This is a genomic window from uncultured Phascolarctobacterium sp. (genome assembly GCF_934190775.1).
GTDB lineage: Bacteria > Bacillota > Negativicutes > Acidaminococcales > Acidaminococcaceae > Phascolarctobacterium_A.
This window is the reverse complement of sequence record NZ_CAKPTG010000018.1, coordinates 13,865-28,345: the sequence shown is the minus strand read 5'-3', so window position 1 is coordinate 28,345 and position 14,481 is coordinate 13,865. Positions and strand designations below refer to the sequence as shown.

Below are 14,481 nucleotides of genomic sequence, written 5' to 3'. Positions count from 1 at the left end.
ATGGTAGCAGAACTTATTTTAGAAACATGTGTTGCTCTGCGCGAAGGCAGAGAAGAAAACGCCTGCACAGCTTTTTCGGGTATTATTGCTGAAGCAGCAGATAACGAAGCATTACAAGCAATCAGCTGCTGTCTGCTGGTGGCCTTACGCCACCGGCAACGGCAGCTTTTTGCGGCCTGGATGCAGGCAAGCAGGCTGCGCCTGGAGCAGTTGCTGGTTAATCCGCAGTTGGCTAGGCAGGGCGGCAGCTTTTTGCTGCAGCTGGCCTTTGCTGTGTGTGACAGGCGTTTGAGCGAGGAGCGCGCCGCGCTCGCGCTGCTGGCGCGGCGCTGGCTGCGGACGCACGCCGGTGATACGGAGCTGCTGCAGAAGTTTATGGCTGAATGGCTAAACCTGGCGGCGCGTATGGCACGCAGGCGGTGGCGCGAGGAGACAGCGTTTTTGCTGCGTGAGGCCGGGCGCTGGCTGTTGAAGCAGCAGGACCTGCAATGTTGGGCGTGGAGCCTGCAGCAGCTGCAGCTGCACTTCGTTGTTTATGCACGCTGGGATGGCTTTGACAAGGCCTGCAGGATGTACAGGGAGCTGACGCTTCTGTATCGCCTGCTGCTGCGGCGCGTGCCCATGGCACAGCCTGAGCAGCAGGCTGTGCTTTTGCAGCTGCTTTTGCGCCATCTGCGCGATGTAACGGCCAATGTATCGCGCTCAGCGATGCTGGACGATGCCGACATCTTCCGCCAATGGTACAGCTTTTGGTGGCAGCTTACTGCCGAAGACAAGAGCGCCAGGGAAGAGCTGCTGCGACTGCTGCAGCTCGCCATAACCTATTGGCAGCAGACCATGCCAAAAACGAGCCGCAAGCAGATAGCACTGCTCAAGGATTTGCTGCAGCCAAATCTGATTGTCGGCGAATATGCTTTGTTATTACAAAAAATAATCTAAATATAGACAGCAGATACATACTGTGATAGCAGAAAGTACGCTGCTGTAATAATCCTGAAGACAGGAGGTTGTAAATATGTCAAAGATTGTCGTAGTAGGTAGCTGTAATATTGATATTACCGTGGAATGTGACCGCTGGGTGCACCCCGGAGAAACTATTTTCGGCAACCGCCTGACCGTTTCCCCCGGCGGTAAGGGTGCCAACCAGGCTGTTGCTGCTGCCCGTCTGGGAGCAGATGTTATGATGGTTGGCTGCATCGGTGATGACGTATATGGTCAACTGGTGCTGAAGGCTTTGAAGGAGAACAATGTTGATTCCACCTATGTGAAGGTACTGCCGGGTGAAAACAGCGGTACTGCTCACATTACTGTTGCAGAGGACGATAACACAATTATCGTTATCAAGGCAGCGAATGACCTGGTATCCCCTGAGCTGATTGATGAAGCATGGGAAGATATCAGCAAGGCAGATATGGTGCTGCTGCAGCACGAAATTCCTGCTGCCACCAATGCCTATGTTATTGAAAAATGCGCAGCGCATGGTGTACCGGTGCTGCTGAATCCTGCGCCTGTTGCTCCGGTGCCGCAGGCTTTGCTGGATAAGATTACTTATCTGACTCCCAACGAGCATGAGGCAGCAACACTGTTTGCCGGTAAGGGCAAGGCGGATATCCTTGACCAGAACCAGGGCAAGGTGATTATGACGCTGGGCAGCAAGGGTGTTGCCTATGCGGAAAAGGGCCAGGTTATTACTGTTCCCGGCTTTAAGGTAAAGCCGGTTGACACTACGGGTGCAGGCGACACCTTTAACGGTGCCTTTGCCGTTGCCCGTGCAAATGGCAAATCCATGCAGGAAAGCATCAGCTTTGCCAATGCTGCCGCAGCTCTTTCGGTACAAAAGCTGGGAGCGCAGGGCGGTATGCCTTATTTACATGAAGTAGAGGAGATGCTTAAATAATGCAAAAGGGTGGAATGTTAAACAGCTCTATTGCGAAGGTGCTGGCTGATTTAGGCCACACTGACACCATTGTTATCGGTGATTGCGGCTTGCCTGTGCCTGCAGGCGTGCAGAAAATCGACCTGGCGCTGAAGCCGGGAACTCCCTCCTTTTTGGAGGTTGTGGAAGAAGTAGCCAAGAATATGGTTATCGAAAAGGTAGAAATTGCAGCGGAAATGGAAGGCAAAAATCCTGCTGTCTATGGCGCTATGAAGCAGCTCTTTACCGAAGAGCAGTGGATTATCGACGCAGACCACGAAGCCTTCAAGGAAGCAACCAAGCATGCCAAATGCATTATCCGCACTGGCGAAATTACTCCGTATGCCAATGTAATTTTGCACAGCAATGTTTTCTTTTAAAAATTAGCGTAAGGTAGGAATAAGGAAAGTATGGAGATTGAATTAAGAAATATCCATAAGGCCTTTGGTTCCAATGAGGTGCTCAAGGGTGTTGACCTGAAGCTCAAAAGCGGTGAGGTACATGCTCTGATGGGTGAAAACGGTGCTGGCAAATCAACGCTGATGAATATCCTCACGGGTATTCACAAGCAGGATAAGGGACAGATTTTTGTCGACGGCAAGGAAATAAGCTTCAAAAATCCTTTGGAGGCCGAAGCCTATGGCATTGCCTTCATCCATCAGGAGCTGAATATCTGGCCGAACCTGAGCATTCTGGAAAACCTGTTTTTGATGCACAGCGTAACCAATGGCATGGGTATCCTGGACTTTAAGGCTATGCGTGCTCTGGCAGAGCAGAAATGCCGTGAAATTGAAATTGAGCTGCCGCTGGATATGGAAGCGGGCGAATGCTCAGTAGGACAGCAGCAGATGACGGAAATTGTGCGTAACCTGCTGCTGGACGCCAAGGTTGTTATTATGGACGAGCCTACGGCAGCGTTGACCGAAAGAGAGACAGAAAAGCTCTTTGAGGTTATGCGCTCACTGAAAAAACGCGGTGTAGCTATGGTTTATATTTCGCACCGTATGGAAGAGGTTACGCAGAACTGCGATACCATCACCGTTATGCGTGACGGCGTATCTGTAGCAACCAAGCCTGTTAAGGAATACAGCATGGAGCAGATTGTCCGCGATATGGTTGGCCGTTCTATTACGGAATTTTATCCCGACCGCCGCAATAAGCCGGGCGAGGTGCTGCTGGAGGTTAAGCACTTTGAGCAGCCGGGAGTTTTCCATGATATTAACTTTAACCTGCGCAAGGGCGAGATTTTGGGCTTTGCCGGCCTCATGGGCAGCGGTCGTACCGAAATCATGCGCGCCGTTTTCGGCGTTGATCCTCATGCAGGCGGCGAGCTGGTTTTCAAGGGAGCGCCTCTGAAGATTACCAAGCCTGAGGACGCGATTAACGCAGGATTGGGCTTCGTAACGGAAAACCGCAAAACTGAGGGCCTGATTCTGGATTTTTCCATTTTGCGCAACATTGCTCTGCCGAGTGTTGACAGCTTTGCCAAAAGCGGTGTCATCAATTTTAATGTGCTTAATGATTTTGCCGATAAAATGGCCAAAAAGCTGGGCGTAAAGACCAGCAGCCTGAACCTAGAGGCCGGTGCACTTTCCGGCGGCAACCAGCAGAAGGTGGTTATTGCCAAGTGGGTTGGCATGCACCCGGAGGTCATTATTATGGATGAGCCTACCCGTGGTATCGACGTAGGTGCAAAACGCGATATATATGAGCTGATGAACGAGCTTACTGCAAGTGGTGTTTCGATTATTATGGTTTCTTCGGAGCTACCGGAGGTACTTGGCATGAGCGACCGCATCGTCGTTGTCCACGAAGGCCGCATTGCCGGCGAACTGCTGCGCGATGAAGCAGACCAGGAAAAAATTATGACACTTGCAACGGGAGGGCAATAAAAATAATGGATATAAAAGCAGTCTTTAAAAAATCCGGTTCCATAATCGGACTCATCGTGTTGTTCGTGGTCATTTCCTGCCTCAACAGCAGCTTTATCGACCCCAGCAACCTGAAAAACCTGCTGCGTCAGGTTTCTATCAATGCCTTGATTTCCTTTGGCATGACCTTTGTTATCTTAACCGGCGGCATTGATTTGTCTGTCGGCAGTATTCTGGCGCTTTCCAGTGCACTGATGGGCAGCTTTATCAAGGGCGGCATGGATCCTGTTTTCGGTATCGTGCTGGCCTGCCTGATTGGTGCAGCGCTGGGTAGTGTCAACGGCCTGGTAATTACCTACGGCAAGGTGGCGCCCTTTATCGCAACCCTGGCGACCATGACCATTTTCCGTGGTCTGACACTGGTATATACCAACGGCAACCCTATCAGCAGCCTGTCCGAGGATGACCGCTTCCTGGAATTTGGCCAGGGCTACGTTGCCGGTCTGCCGGTTCCTGCTATTATGATGCTGATTATGTTTTTCATTTTGTGGTTTATCCTGCACAAAACTCCGCTGGGACGCAAAACCTATGCTGTCGGCGGTAATGAGAAGGTTTCCTTCATCGCAGGTATCAAAATCAACCGCATTAAAATATTTGCCTATACCGTGACAGGTTTCCTCTGCGGTATGGCAGGCGCAATCCTTACCAGTCGTCTGAACAGTGCCCAGCCTACTGCCGGCACTGGCTATGAGCTGGATGCTATCGCAGCTGTAGTACTTGGCGGCACCAGTCTTTCCGGCGGTAAGGGCCGCATTTTCGGTACTATTATCGGTGCGCTGATTATCGGTACGCTGAACAATGGTCTGAATATCTTAAACGTATCCAGCTTTTACCAACAAGTTGTCAAAGGTATAGTAATTTTGCTGGCTGTGCTGATGGACAGAAAGAAAAACTAAGCGTGCTGCGGACGCTGAAGCATCAAACGGTTCTTTGGCGTCTGCTTCCTGCTGCTGGTGAAGCTTTTTAGTCCCCATCTCAATTTCCAATTCCGGGAGGTATTTTCTCACATGAAAAAAATTTTATTAGTATTAACCTGCATTGTAGCAATGGCTATGATGATTGTTGGCTGCGGCGGCAGCGACAAGAAGGATGCTGCAAAAGGCAACGATAAGAAAATCACCGTTGGCTTCTCTGTATCCACTCAAAACAATCCGTTCTTCGTTTCCCTGGCTAAAGGCGTAGAAGCTAAGGCTAAGGAGCTGGGCGTAACCGTAAAGGTTGTTGACGCTCAGAACGACCCTGCAAAGCAGGCTAATGATATTGCTGACCTGCTGCAGCAAAACATCAGCGTTCTGCTGGTTAACCCTGTTGACTCCGATGCAATTTCTACTTCTGTAAAGGCTGCCAATAAGGCTAACATCCCTGTTATCTGCCTGGACCGCAGTGCTAACCAGGGTACTGTAGCTTGCCTAGTTGCTTCTGATAACGTAAAAGGCGGCGAAATGGCTGCTGATTACATCGTTAAGAAGCTGGGCGAAAAAGTTAAGGTTGCTGAGCTGGAAGGTATCCCCGGTGCCAGCGCTGCTCGTGAACGTGGCGAAGGCTTCCACAAAATTGCTGATAGCAAGCTGACTGTTGTTGCTAAACAGACTGCTGAATTTGACCGCAGCAAGGGCCTGACTGTAGCAGAAAACATGCTGCAGGCTAACCCGGATATCAAAGCTATTTTCGCTCAGAACGACGAAATGGCTTTGGGCGCAATCGAAGCTGCTAAGAGTGCCGGCAAGCAAATCTTCATCGTTGGCTTTGATGGCACTGCTGATGGTGTAAAGGCTGTTGAAAGCGGCGCTATGAGCGCTACTATCGCTCAACAGCCCGAAGTTATGGGCCAGCAAGGTCTGGAAGTAGCTGTTAAGGCTGCTAAAGGCGAAAAGGTAGATGCAAAGATTTCTGCTCCGCTGAAGCTCATCGAAAAGAAATAATTGCCGCTGAATTTACGTTAACCTGACAACTTGAAATGAAATGCCCCTGCGCGAAGGTGTGGGGGTGTTTTTTTGCACTTCGCATAGCACGCAAAACACAGTAAAGGCGTTCTACCTGACTGCGGTAGAACGCCTTTACTATTTAGAGTTCGTATCGGTTTCAAGTAACTGATTTCATCGTCAATCTGCTTAGTGAAATCAGTAGTTACAATGTGATTGTTTACATAATCATAAAAGCTTTTTAAGATCCTTAGAGATTTCGCCATGCGAACCCTTAGTGTTCAAAAGCATCGTAGTTGCTTCATCAGGAAGCTCCAGCTCCAAGTTTTCCAGACAGCGCTTTTTAAAGGTGTAGACATAGTTACCCTTTTCAAAGAAATCAAAAACACAGATGAAGATGATAATATTTTCTCTCCTTTCATTTTAACACATGCGAATAAAAAAATACATAAGCAGTTTTTTGATGCTAAAAACAAAAAAGAGTAGTACCCTGGCGATTAAAAAATCGTCAGTTTGTACTACTCTTAGAATGTACCATATAAATGGCCTTGCTTAAGCTTCTGCAGAAAAGTTTAGATTTGCAGGATATACTGCTTATTTTCTTGTCCGTAGGTAAGGTAGCTGGAAGCGTAATGTTACCTGCAGTTTTGGAAGAACATACGTTAAGTTTACTTGAAATTCAGGAGAATGTCAAGGGAGCAGAAGGGATTCACCATCTGTCACGCCAAAGTTTCGGAAGCAGAGGTGCGCGAGCTGACTTCTAAGCTGACAGCATAAGAGCAAAAACGTTTTTGGAAGTAAATATAATATAGCATTGAGTAAAACGTCTTATGTATTATTAACTTTAATGCATAAGGCGTTTTTACTTTCTTTCAATCAGATAACTTATGAGCCTATGTGCATTTTTTTCTCTTTTCAATTATAGGGAAAATATGGTAAAATATAATAGAATAAGTATGCAATACAAGGAGAATGGGAGGGCAGTATATGTTGACAATTCGTGAATATAAACAGGCAGCAACGCTGGAGGAGGCGTGGCAGCTGAACCAGAAGCGCCCCAACCGCGTGCTTGGCGGTATGCTGTGGCTGCGCCTGAGCAAGGGTAATGTGCAGACGGCGATTGATTTGTCGGCGCTTGGCCTGGATACAATAGAGGAAACAGAAACAGAATTCCGCATCGGTGCGATGGTGAGCTTGCGCCAGCTGGAGCTGCATGAAGGCTTTACTGCTTATAGTGAGGGAGCAAATAAGGAGGCACTGCGCCATATTGTCGGCGTACAGTTCCGCAATCTTGCTACCGTAGGTGGTAGTGTATTTGGTCGCTTTGGTTTTTCCGATGTGCTGACACTGCTTTTGGTGATGGACAGCTATGTGGAATTATATAAGGGCGGTATTGTGCCGCTGGCAGATTTTGTGAATATGCCGTATGACAGAGATATTCTGGTGCGCATTATCGTTAAAAAGACAGCAGCGCATTACAGCTATAAATCTGTGCGCATCAGCAAAACCGATTTTCCGGTGCTGACCTGCGCGGCAGCGCTGACGCAGGAAGGCGTGCAGGCTGCAGTGGGCGCACGTCCGGCAAAGGCTGCGCTGGTGAAGGATGCCGAGCAGCTCGCAACTCTGCCTATGACTGCCGAGAAGGCGCAGGCCTTTGCGGAATATGCTGCCGGTTTACTGCCGACGGAAACAAATCCGCGTGGCAGTGCTGCGTACCGTACACACCTGATTAAGGTGCTGACAGCAAGATGTTTAACAGAACTGGGAGGTAAGGCCTGATGGAGATAACCTTAACCTTAAATGGCAAAAAGCTGACACGTATGGTGGAGGCTGATACGGTTTTACTCGATTTCCTGCGCAAAGAAGGCTGCTACAGCGTAAAGCGCGGCTGTGACACTACCAACTGCGGTTTGTGCACTGTATTTATGGATGATAAGCCGGTGCTTTCCTGTGCTATCCTGGCAGCGCGTGCCGCAGGCCACAGCATCGTAACGATGGAAGGAATGCAGCAGGAGGCAGAGAAATTCGGTGCCTTTATTGCCGACCAGGGCGCGGAGCAGTGCGGCTTCTGTAACCCCGGCATGATTATGAACGCTATCGCGCTGTTGCGTGAAAACAGCGAGCCTACGGAAGAAGAAATCAAAGAATTTCTGGCAGGCAACCTGTGCCGCTGCTCCGGCTATGAGGGACAGTTGCGCGGTATCCAAAATTTTATCGCCTGGAAAAAAGCTCAGGCGCAGGCATAAGGAGGGGAGCTGCAGATGAAAATAGTTAACCAATCCTACCGCAAAAAGGATGCTATGCAGCTGGTGACAGGCCAGCCTGTCTACACCGATGACCTGGTGCCGAACGACTGCCTGCTTGTCAAGGTGCTGCGTTCTCCGCATGCGAATGCTATTATTGAAAGCATCAACACCGCTATTGCAGCCAAGGTGCCTGATATCGAAGCAATTTATACCTGGGAGGACGTGGACCAGGACGGCGAGCGCTGCACCTATGCAGGCCAGACCTATCCCGAACCGAGTCCTTATGACCGTCTGCTGCTGGACCGTCATGTACGCTTTGTGGGTGACATCGTAGCGATTGTTGCCGGCAAAACGGAAAAGGCTGTCGACAAGGCGTTGTCTTTGATTAAAGTAAAATATCAGCTGCTGGATGCAGTGCTTGACTTCCGCACTGCGCTGGATAACCCTGTGCTCGTGCATCCCGAGGATACTTGGAAGGCTCACTGCCCGGTTGGTGCCGACAATAAGCGCAACCTGTGCGCCCATGAGGTTATCGAGGATGGCGAGGTTGATAAGATTCTGGCGGAATGCGATGTTGTTATCGACCAGACTACGCATACCAAGGCTGTACAGCAGGATATGATGGAGCCTTTCGTAACCTATTGCTCCATTGATACCTACGGCCGTTTGAATGTCCTCAGCTCTACGCAGATTGTTTTCCACTGCCGCCGCATTATTGCAAACGCGCTGCATATCCCCAAAACCATGGTGCGCGTGGTTAAACCGCGTATCGGTGGTGGCTTCGGTGCTAAGCAGAGCTGTGTCAGCGAAATGTATCCAGCATTTGTTACCTGGAAAACAAAAAAGCCGAGCAAGATGATTTTCTCGCGTTACGAATGTCATATAGCTTCCAGCCCGCGCCACGAGATGGAGGTGCGCGTGCGTCTTGGTGCTACCAAAGAAGGCAAAATCCGCGCGATTGATTTATATACTCTTTCCAATACCGGTGCTTACGGCGAGCATGGTCCCACGACCGTCGGCCTTTCCGGTCACAAGTCTATTCCTCTGTATCGTACCGAGGCCTTCCGCTTCGGCTTTGACGTAGTTTACACCAACCTGCAGGCTGCAGGTGCTTATCGCGGTTACGGTGCTCCTCAGGGCATCTTTGCCGTAGAGTCCGCTGTGAACGAGCTGGCAGCACGCCTGAAGATGGACCCGATTAAGCTGCGTGAGATGAATATTACGCGTGAGGGCGATATTATGCCTGCTTATTATGGTGCGCCCAATACAAGCTGTGCGCTTGACCGCTGCCTGGAGCAGGTACGCGAGATGAGCGGCTGGGAGCAGAAGTTCCCGCTGCAGCAGCTGCCTGACGGCAAGGTACGCACTATGGGAGTAGCTATTGCAATGCAAGGCAGCTCCATTCCTTACTGCGACGTCGGCGGTGCTACCCTCAAAATTAACGACGAGGGACATTATACTCTGCTGATTGGTGCTGCTGATATGGGCACCGGCTGCGATACCGTTTTGGCGCAGATGGCAGCAGAGGTTTTGGAATGTGATTACGATAACATTACCGTATTCGGTGCGGATACCGACGCGTCTCCTTATGACTCCGGTTCCTACGCATCCAGTACAACATATATTACCGGCAAGGCCGTAGAAATCTGCGCACAGCGTTTGCGTGGCAAGATTTGCCAGCTGGGCGCACGTCTGCTGGAATGCGGCACGGATCAGGTTGTCTTTGACGGACGCGAGGTGCGTGATACCGTCAGCGACAAGGCTGTAAGCCTCTTTGATATCGCTACCGCTTCCATGGTGAACAACGATATCGCTCTGGAAGAAACCGTGGAGCAGAACAGCGTGCTGTCCCCGCCGCCGTTTATGGCCGGTGTTGCTGAGGTAGAAACCGATTTGCTGACAGGCGAAGCGCAGGTAGTGAACTTCTACGCATCTGTTGACTGCGGTACTCCGGTTAATCCGCATCTGGCGAAGGTGCAGACCGAGGGCGGCATTCTGCAGGGCATCGGCATGGCGCTGATGGAAAATGTAACCTACAGTCCCAAAGGACGTATTTACGAAAACTCCTTTATGCAGTATAAGGTTCCCTGCCGTGAGGATATCGGTCATATCTATGTTGATTTTGCCAGCAGTTATGAGGAAAGCGGTCCCTTCGGTGCCAAATCCGTGGGCGAGCTGGTAATCAATACACCTGCTCCGGCTATTACTGACGCAATTTATCAGGCAACCGGCAAGCGCTTTATGACGCTGCCGATTACCCCGGAAAAAATTGCTATGGGTGTTGACGAAGAATAAGATTTTAATAAGCTGAAAACAAATGTGGTTGCAAGACCACATTTGTTTTGGCAGGCGTTATTCTCGTGTGAGAGTGACGCACAACCCTCAGTCATCGCCTACGGCGATGACAGCTCCCTTGCAGGGAGCATATAAAGTTAGCGAGAAACGAAATCTAGAACTTCTCAACACCTTTATATCTCCCCTGAAAGGGGAGGTGGATGCGAGCATAGCGAGCAGACGGAAGGGTTGGGATACTCTTTGTTCACGCTTTGTAAACAATTTTCAATTCACGTAAAAAAGGATTACCAATATGTACGACCAATACAACCGTAAAATCGATTACCTGCGCATTTCCCTTACAGACCGCTGCAATCTGCACTGCCGCTATTGCCGGCCGGAGGTGAGCGAACATGTGCCGCATAATGAAATTTTGCGCTACGAGGAGCTTTTGCGTATTTGCCGCGCTGCGCTGCAGCTTGGCATCCGCAAATTCAAAATCACCGGCGGCGAGCCTTTGCTGCGCAAGGGCTCCAGTGATTTTATCGCCAGCCTGAAGCAGCTGGACGGTGTAGAGCAGGTGACGCTGACGACTAACGGAACACTGCTGGCGCAGCAGCTGCCTGCGCTTATTGAAGCAGGTGTGGACAGCATCAACGTTAGCCTGGATACGCTGGATGCGGCGTATTATACAGAGCTGACCGGCGGCAGCCTGGACAGCGTGCTGCAATCACTACAGGAGCTGCAGATTGCAGGGATACCGTTCAAGCTGAACTGTGTTCCCTTGGCGGAAGCCGGTTTGTCAGATATCATGCAGCTGTTGAAGCTGGCACACAGGTATAATGCACCGCTGCGCTTTATCGAGCTGATGCCGTTGGAATGCAACACTGATCTAAAAGGATTGAGCGGCAGCGAAATCCGCAGTTTGTTGGAACAGGCAGGCTTACAGCTGCAGCGTGACGCGCAGCGCTACGGCAACGGTCCAGCAAGCTATTGGCGCATCGGCGGCTATAAAATGCCGGTGGGCTTTATCGAACCGCTGCATAATAAATTCTGCGCTGTCTGCAACAGGGTGCGCCTTACCTCCGTGGGGATGCTGAAGCCTTGTCTTTACTGTAACGAGGGCATGAACCTCAAGCGCTTGCTGCGTGACGGCGCAAGTGATGCTGATTTGCTGCAGGCCATGCAGGAGATTATTTACGCTAAGCCTGCGGGACATAGCTTTGAGGTGGAGGCGGCAAGCTTTAATATGAGCCAGATAGGCGGATAAATACAGGCTTTGAAGGAGCAGACGATGAGTGAATTTACACATTTTGACGCTGCGGGCAATGCGCTGATGGTGGATGTCAGCGATAAGGCTGACACCGCAAGGGTTGCCGTGGCTCAGGGAAAAATCTGCGTAAGCAGGGAAATATATGAAAAGATTGCTGCCGGCAGTATGGCCAAGGGTGATGTGCTGGGCGTAGCGCGTGTTGCCGGAATTATGGCGGCCAAGCGCACCAGTGAGCTGATTCCGCTGTGTCATCTGCTGCAGCTGACGAAGTGCACGGTAGATTTTGAGCTGTTGGCGGAAAACGGCAGCTACGCTGTACAGGCACAATGCTTGGTCAAGACTACGGGTAAGACCGGTGTGGAAATGGAGGCGCTGACAGGCGTACAGATTGCTTTGCTGACGATTTACGATATGTGCAAGGCCGTGGACAAGGCGATGGTGATTACAGATGTGCATCTGCTGAGCAAAGCAGGCGGAAAGAGTGGTGATTTTGTATGGAAGCAAGCATAAAGGGTATAATCAAGGCTGTTTGTATAAGCGAAAAGAAGGGTACGGAAAAGCATCCTGTTAATGAGATTGTTCTTAAAGAAAATTTCGGCATTGAGGGTGATGCCCACGCCGGCAAATGGCACCGTCAGGTGAGCTTGCTGAGTGCGGAAAAGGTAGATGAGTTCAATGCACGCGGCGGTGATGCTGCTATCGGTGCTTTCGGTGAAAATATTCTGGTAAGCGGTATTGATTTCAAAAAGCTGCCGGTAGGCAGCATCATGCGCAGTGGTGAAGTAGTGATGAAGCTGACGCAGATTGGCAAGGAATGCCACAGTCACTGCACGATTTATGCACGTGTGGGCGATTGCATTATGCCGCGTGAGGGTGTTTTTGCCACGGTAGAGCATGGCGGCGTTCTGCGCAGCGGCATGGAGCTGGAGGTGACGCTGCCTGCAGCCGACGCTCCCTTGCGTGCGGCGGTTATGACGCTTTCGGATAAGGGTGCAGCGGGTGAGCGTGTCGATACCAGCGGCCCGCGGGCAGCACAGCTTTTGGCGGAGGCAGGCTACGAAATTGTGGAGCAGGTTTTGCTTCCCGACGCTCAAAAGAAAATCGAACGCGAGCTGGTGCGCCTTGCGGACAGCAGACAGGTTGATCTGATTATCACTACAGGCGGCACAGGCCTCTCGCTGCGAGATGTTACACCGGAGGCAACAATGGCGGTGGCTACACGCAATGTGCCCGGTATTGCGGAGGCCATCCGTGCGGAATCGCTGAAGATTACGCGGCGGGCAATGCTGAGCCGCGGCGTGAGCGTAGTGCGCGGACAGACGCTGATTGTGAATCTGCCGGGCAGCACCAAAGCAGTGGAGGAAGCACTGGCAATCGTATTGCCGCAGCTGGAGCATGGACTGCGTATCCTGAAGGGCAGCGCCCATGACTGTGCGAGAAAATGAGCGCTATAGACTGGTCACCGCTATGGATTTCATTACACACTGCGGCAGCAACAATCGTCATAGTTTTCTTTATCGGTGTGATTATTGCCTGGTGGGTGGAACAGCTACAGAGCCAAAGCCTGAAGATTTTTGCCGACGCTGTAATAACACTGCCGATGGTGCTGCCACCTACGGTAGCAGGCTTCTTTCTCTTATATTTCTTTGGCAACAACCGCTTTTTGGGCCAGCTTATTTATCAGCTGACGGGTATAAAAATAGCCTTCAGCTGGCTGGCAACTGTGCTGGCAGCAGCGGTAATTTCGCTGCCGCTCATGTACCGCAGTGCGCGCGGAGCTTTGTCGCAGGTTGACAAGGGCATGCTGGAGGCGGCGCGTTCCTTGGGCATGACGGAATGGCGCATCTTCTGGCGCATTCATCTGCCTAATGCCCTGCCCGGCATTATCGCAGGCGGCCTGCTGGCCTTCGCCCGCGGTCTGGGTGAATTCGGCGCTACGGCGATGATTGCCGGTAATATCGCAGGACGCACACGCACACTGCCGCTGGCAGTTTATTCTGCCGTAGCGGCAGGCGATTGGGATGCCGCAGGCTGGTATGTGGCTGTAATTGTGGGCATCTGCCTTTTGGTAGTTATCGGTCTTAATGTTTACTTATATAAAACTAAACAACAACAGGGAGATTAAAATGAAAAAACTCGTATGCTTAGTATTTTCTTTGATGTTGGCTGTTATGGCTGCAGGCTGCGGCGGCGGTGAGAAGCAGGCTGCTGCGCCGCAGGCAGGCAAAACACTGCGTTTGGCAGCTGCTGCCAGCATGGAAAAGGTGTTTACGCAAAAGCTCATTCCGTTGTATCAGCAAAAGCATCCGGAAATCAAAATTGAGGGCGTATATGATGCCAGCGGCAAGCTGCAGGCACAGATTGAAAGCGGTCTTGCAGCCGACGTGTTTATTTCTGCGGCTAACAAGCAGATGAACGCGCTGAGAGACAAGGGCTATATGGACAAGAGCACTGTAAAGCCGCTGCTGGAAAACAAGCTGGTGCTGATTGTGCCTAAAAGCGGCAGTGCAATTAAGGGCTTCCATGATTTCAGCAAGGCTAAGCATCCTGCTATCGGCGATTCTGCCAGCGTTCCTGCAGGCCAATATGCTAAGGAAGCACTGACTAAGCTGGACCAGTGGGACGGTATTCAATCTAAGGTTAGCCTGGGCACTAACGTAACGCAGGTTTTGAACTGGGTTGCCGAAGGCAGTTCCGATGCAGGCCTTGTTTACGCTACCGATGCAGCGCTCCTGAAGGATAAGGTAACTGTTGTGGCCGAGGCTCCGGCAGGCTCCTTAAAGAAGCCGGTAATTTATCCTATCGGCGTGCTGGCGAAGGCTCCGCAGGCTGAGGTTGCCAAGGATTTTGCTGCTTTCCTGCAGACAGAAGAAGCTATGAATATTTTTGCCGCCTACGGCTTTGCGCAGGCTAAATAAGA

14 protein-coding genes are annotated in these 14,481 nt (G+C 50.9%); all 14 read left to right on the top strand.

What is annotated here, in order from left to right:
* The 14 genes from Q0G26_RS09460 to modA all read left to right on the top strand — a co-directional run bounded on the left by Q0G26_RS09460 (nt 1) and on the right by modA (nt 14,479).
* The gene (locus tag Q0G26_RS09460) at nt 1-939 is read left to right on the top strand and encodes a hypothetical protein (RefSeq protein ID WP_293830124.1); all 939 of its coding nucleotides are present in this window, start codon (nt 1-3) and stop codon (nt 937-939) included.
* A gap of 76 nt (nt 940-1,015) precedes the next feature.
* On the top strand, nt 1,016-1,897 hold the full coding sequence (rbsK, locus tag Q0G26_RS09455) for a ribokinase (RefSeq protein ID WP_293691331.1): 882 nt from the start codon (nt 1,016-1,018) through the stop codon (nt 1,895-1,897).
* Entirely contained in the window at nt 1,897-2,295 is a 399-nt protein-coding gene (rbsD, locus tag Q0G26_RS09450) for a D-ribose pyranase (RefSeq protein ID WP_293830122.1), read from the top strand. Before rbsK ends, rbsD begins: the two co-directional genes overlap by 1 nt.
* Before the next feature lie 30 nt (nt 2,296-2,325).
* Nucleotides 2,326-3,807, top strand: a complete 1,482-nt coding sequence (locus tag Q0G26_RS09445; RefSeq protein ID WP_293830120.1) for a sugar ABC transporter ATP-binding protein — start codon at nt 2,326-2,328, stop codon at nt 3,805-3,807.
* A gap of 5 nt (nt 3,808-3,812) precedes the next feature.
* Nucleotides 3,813-4,742, top strand: a complete 930-nt coding sequence (gene rbsC, locus Q0G26_RS09440) for a ribose ABC transporter permease (RefSeq protein ID WP_293830118.1) — start codon at nt 3,813-3,815, stop codon at nt 4,740-4,742.
* 111 nt (nt 4,743-4,853) lie between these two features.
* A complete protein-coding gene (gene rbsB, locus Q0G26_RS09435) occupies nt 4,854-5,768 on the top strand; it encodes a ribose ABC transporter substrate-binding protein RbsB (protein WP_293830116.1) in 915 nt (304 codons plus the stop codon).
* A 987-nt stretch (nt 5,769-6,755) separates the two neighbouring features.
* Entirely contained in the window at nt 6,756-7,547 is a 792-nt protein-coding gene (locus Q0G26_RS09430) for an FAD binding domain-containing protein (protein ID WP_293830114.1), read from the top strand.
* Nucleotides 7,547-8,014 (top strand): (2Fe-2S)-binding protein, encoded by a 468-nt coding sequence (locus Q0G26_RS09425; RefSeq protein ID WP_293830112.1) that lies wholly within the window; start codon nt 7,547-7,549, stop codon nt 8,012-8,014. The genes Q0G26_RS09430 and Q0G26_RS09425 overlap by 1 nt, the downstream gene beginning before the upstream one ends.
* Before the next feature lie 15 nt (nt 8,015-8,029).
* The gene (locus tag Q0G26_RS09420) at nt 8,030-10,309 is read left to right on the top strand and encodes a molybdopterin cofactor-binding domain-containing protein (protein ID WP_293830110.1); all 2,280 of its coding nucleotides are present in this window, start codon (nt 8,030-8,032) and stop codon (nt 10,307-10,309) included.
* A 292-nt stretch (nt 10,310-10,601) separates the two neighbouring features.
* On the top strand, nt 10,602-11,558 hold the full coding sequence (moaA, locus tag Q0G26_RS09415) for a GTP 3',8-cyclase MoaA (RefSeq protein WP_293830108.1): 957 nt from the start codon (nt 10,602-10,604) through the stop codon (nt 11,556-11,558).
* 24 nt (nt 11,559-11,582) lie between these two features.
* Nucleotides 11,583-12,071 (top strand): cyclic pyranopterin monophosphate synthase MoaC, encoded by a 489-nt coding sequence (gene moaC, locus Q0G26_RS09410; protein ID WP_210684559.1) that lies wholly within the window; start codon nt 11,583-11,585, stop codon nt 12,069-12,071.
* Nucleotides 12,056-13,006, top strand: coding sequence for an MOSC domain-containing protein (locus Q0G26_RS09405; protein WP_293830106.1), 951 nt, complete (start codon nt 12,056-12,058; stop codon nt 13,004-13,006). The genes moaC and Q0G26_RS09405 overlap by 16 nt, the downstream gene beginning before the upstream one ends.
* Nucleotides 13,007-13,011: 5 nt before the next feature.
* A complete protein-coding gene (modB, locus tag Q0G26_RS09400; RefSeq protein ID WP_366517767.1) occupies nt 13,012-13,686 on the top strand; it encodes a molybdate ABC transporter permease subunit in 675 nt (224 codons plus the stop codon).
* A 1-nt stretch (nt 13,687) separates the two neighbouring features.
* Entirely contained in the window at nt 13,688-14,479 is a 792-nt protein-coding gene (gene modA, locus Q0G26_RS09395; RefSeq protein WP_293830102.1) for a molybdate ABC transporter substrate-binding protein, read from the top strand.
* The last annotated feature ends 2 nt before the right edge of the window (nt 14,480-14,481 follow it).

What these genes read in the sequence shown, in the direction of transcription:
- moaC (WP_210684559.1), top strand. Translation starts at nt 11,583, where the DNA reads ATGAGTGAATTTACACATTTTGACGCTGCGGGCAATGCGCTGATGGTG.
- rbsK (WP_293691331.1), top strand. Translation starts at nt 1,016, where the DNA reads ATGTCAAAGATTGTCGTAGTAGGTAGCTGTAATATTGATATTACCGTG.
- Q0G26_RS09420 (WP_293830110.1), top strand. Translation starts at nt 8,030, where the DNA reads ATGAAAATAGTTAACCAATCCTACCGCAAAAAGGATGCTATGCAGCTG.
- moaA (WP_293830108.1), top strand. Translation starts at nt 10,602, where the DNA reads ATGTACGACCAATACAACCGTAAAATCGATTACCTGCGCATTTCCCTT.
- Q0G26_RS09445 (WP_293830120.1), top strand. Translation starts at nt 2,326, where the DNA reads ATGGAGATTGAATTAAGAAATATCCATAAGGCCTTTGGTTCCAATGAG.
- modA (WP_293830102.1), top strand. Translation starts at nt 13,688, where the DNA reads ATGAAAAAACTCGTATGCTTAGTATTTTCTTTGATGTTGGCTGTTATG.
- Q0G26_RS09460 (WP_293830124.1), top strand. Translation starts at nt 1, where the DNA reads ATGGTAGCAGAACTTATTTTAGAAACATGTGTTGCTCTGCGCGAAGGC.
- Q0G26_RS09430 (WP_293830114.1), top strand. Translation starts at nt 6,756, where the DNA reads ATGTTGACAATTCGTGAATATAAACAGGCAGCAACGCTGGAGGAGGCG.
- Q0G26_RS09425 (WP_293830112.1), top strand. Translation starts at nt 7,547, where the DNA reads ATGGAGATAACCTTAACCTTAAATGGCAAAAAGCTGACACGTATGGTG.
- rbsB (WP_293830116.1), top strand. Translation starts at nt 4,854, where the DNA reads ATGAAAAAAATTTTATTAGTATTAACCTGCATTGTAGCAATGGCTATG.
- Q0G26_RS09405 (WP_293830106.1), top strand. Translation starts at nt 12,056, where the DNA reads ATGGAAGCAAGCATAAAGGGTATAATCAAGGCTGTTTGTATAAGCGAA.
- rbsC (WP_293830118.1), top strand. Translation starts at nt 3,813, where the DNA reads ATGGATATAAAAGCAGTCTTTAAAAAATCCGGTTCCATAATCGGACTC.
- rbsD (WP_293830122.1), top strand. Translation starts at nt 1,897, where the DNA reads ATGCAAAAGGGTGGAATGTTAAACAGCTCTATTGCGAAGGTGCTGGCT.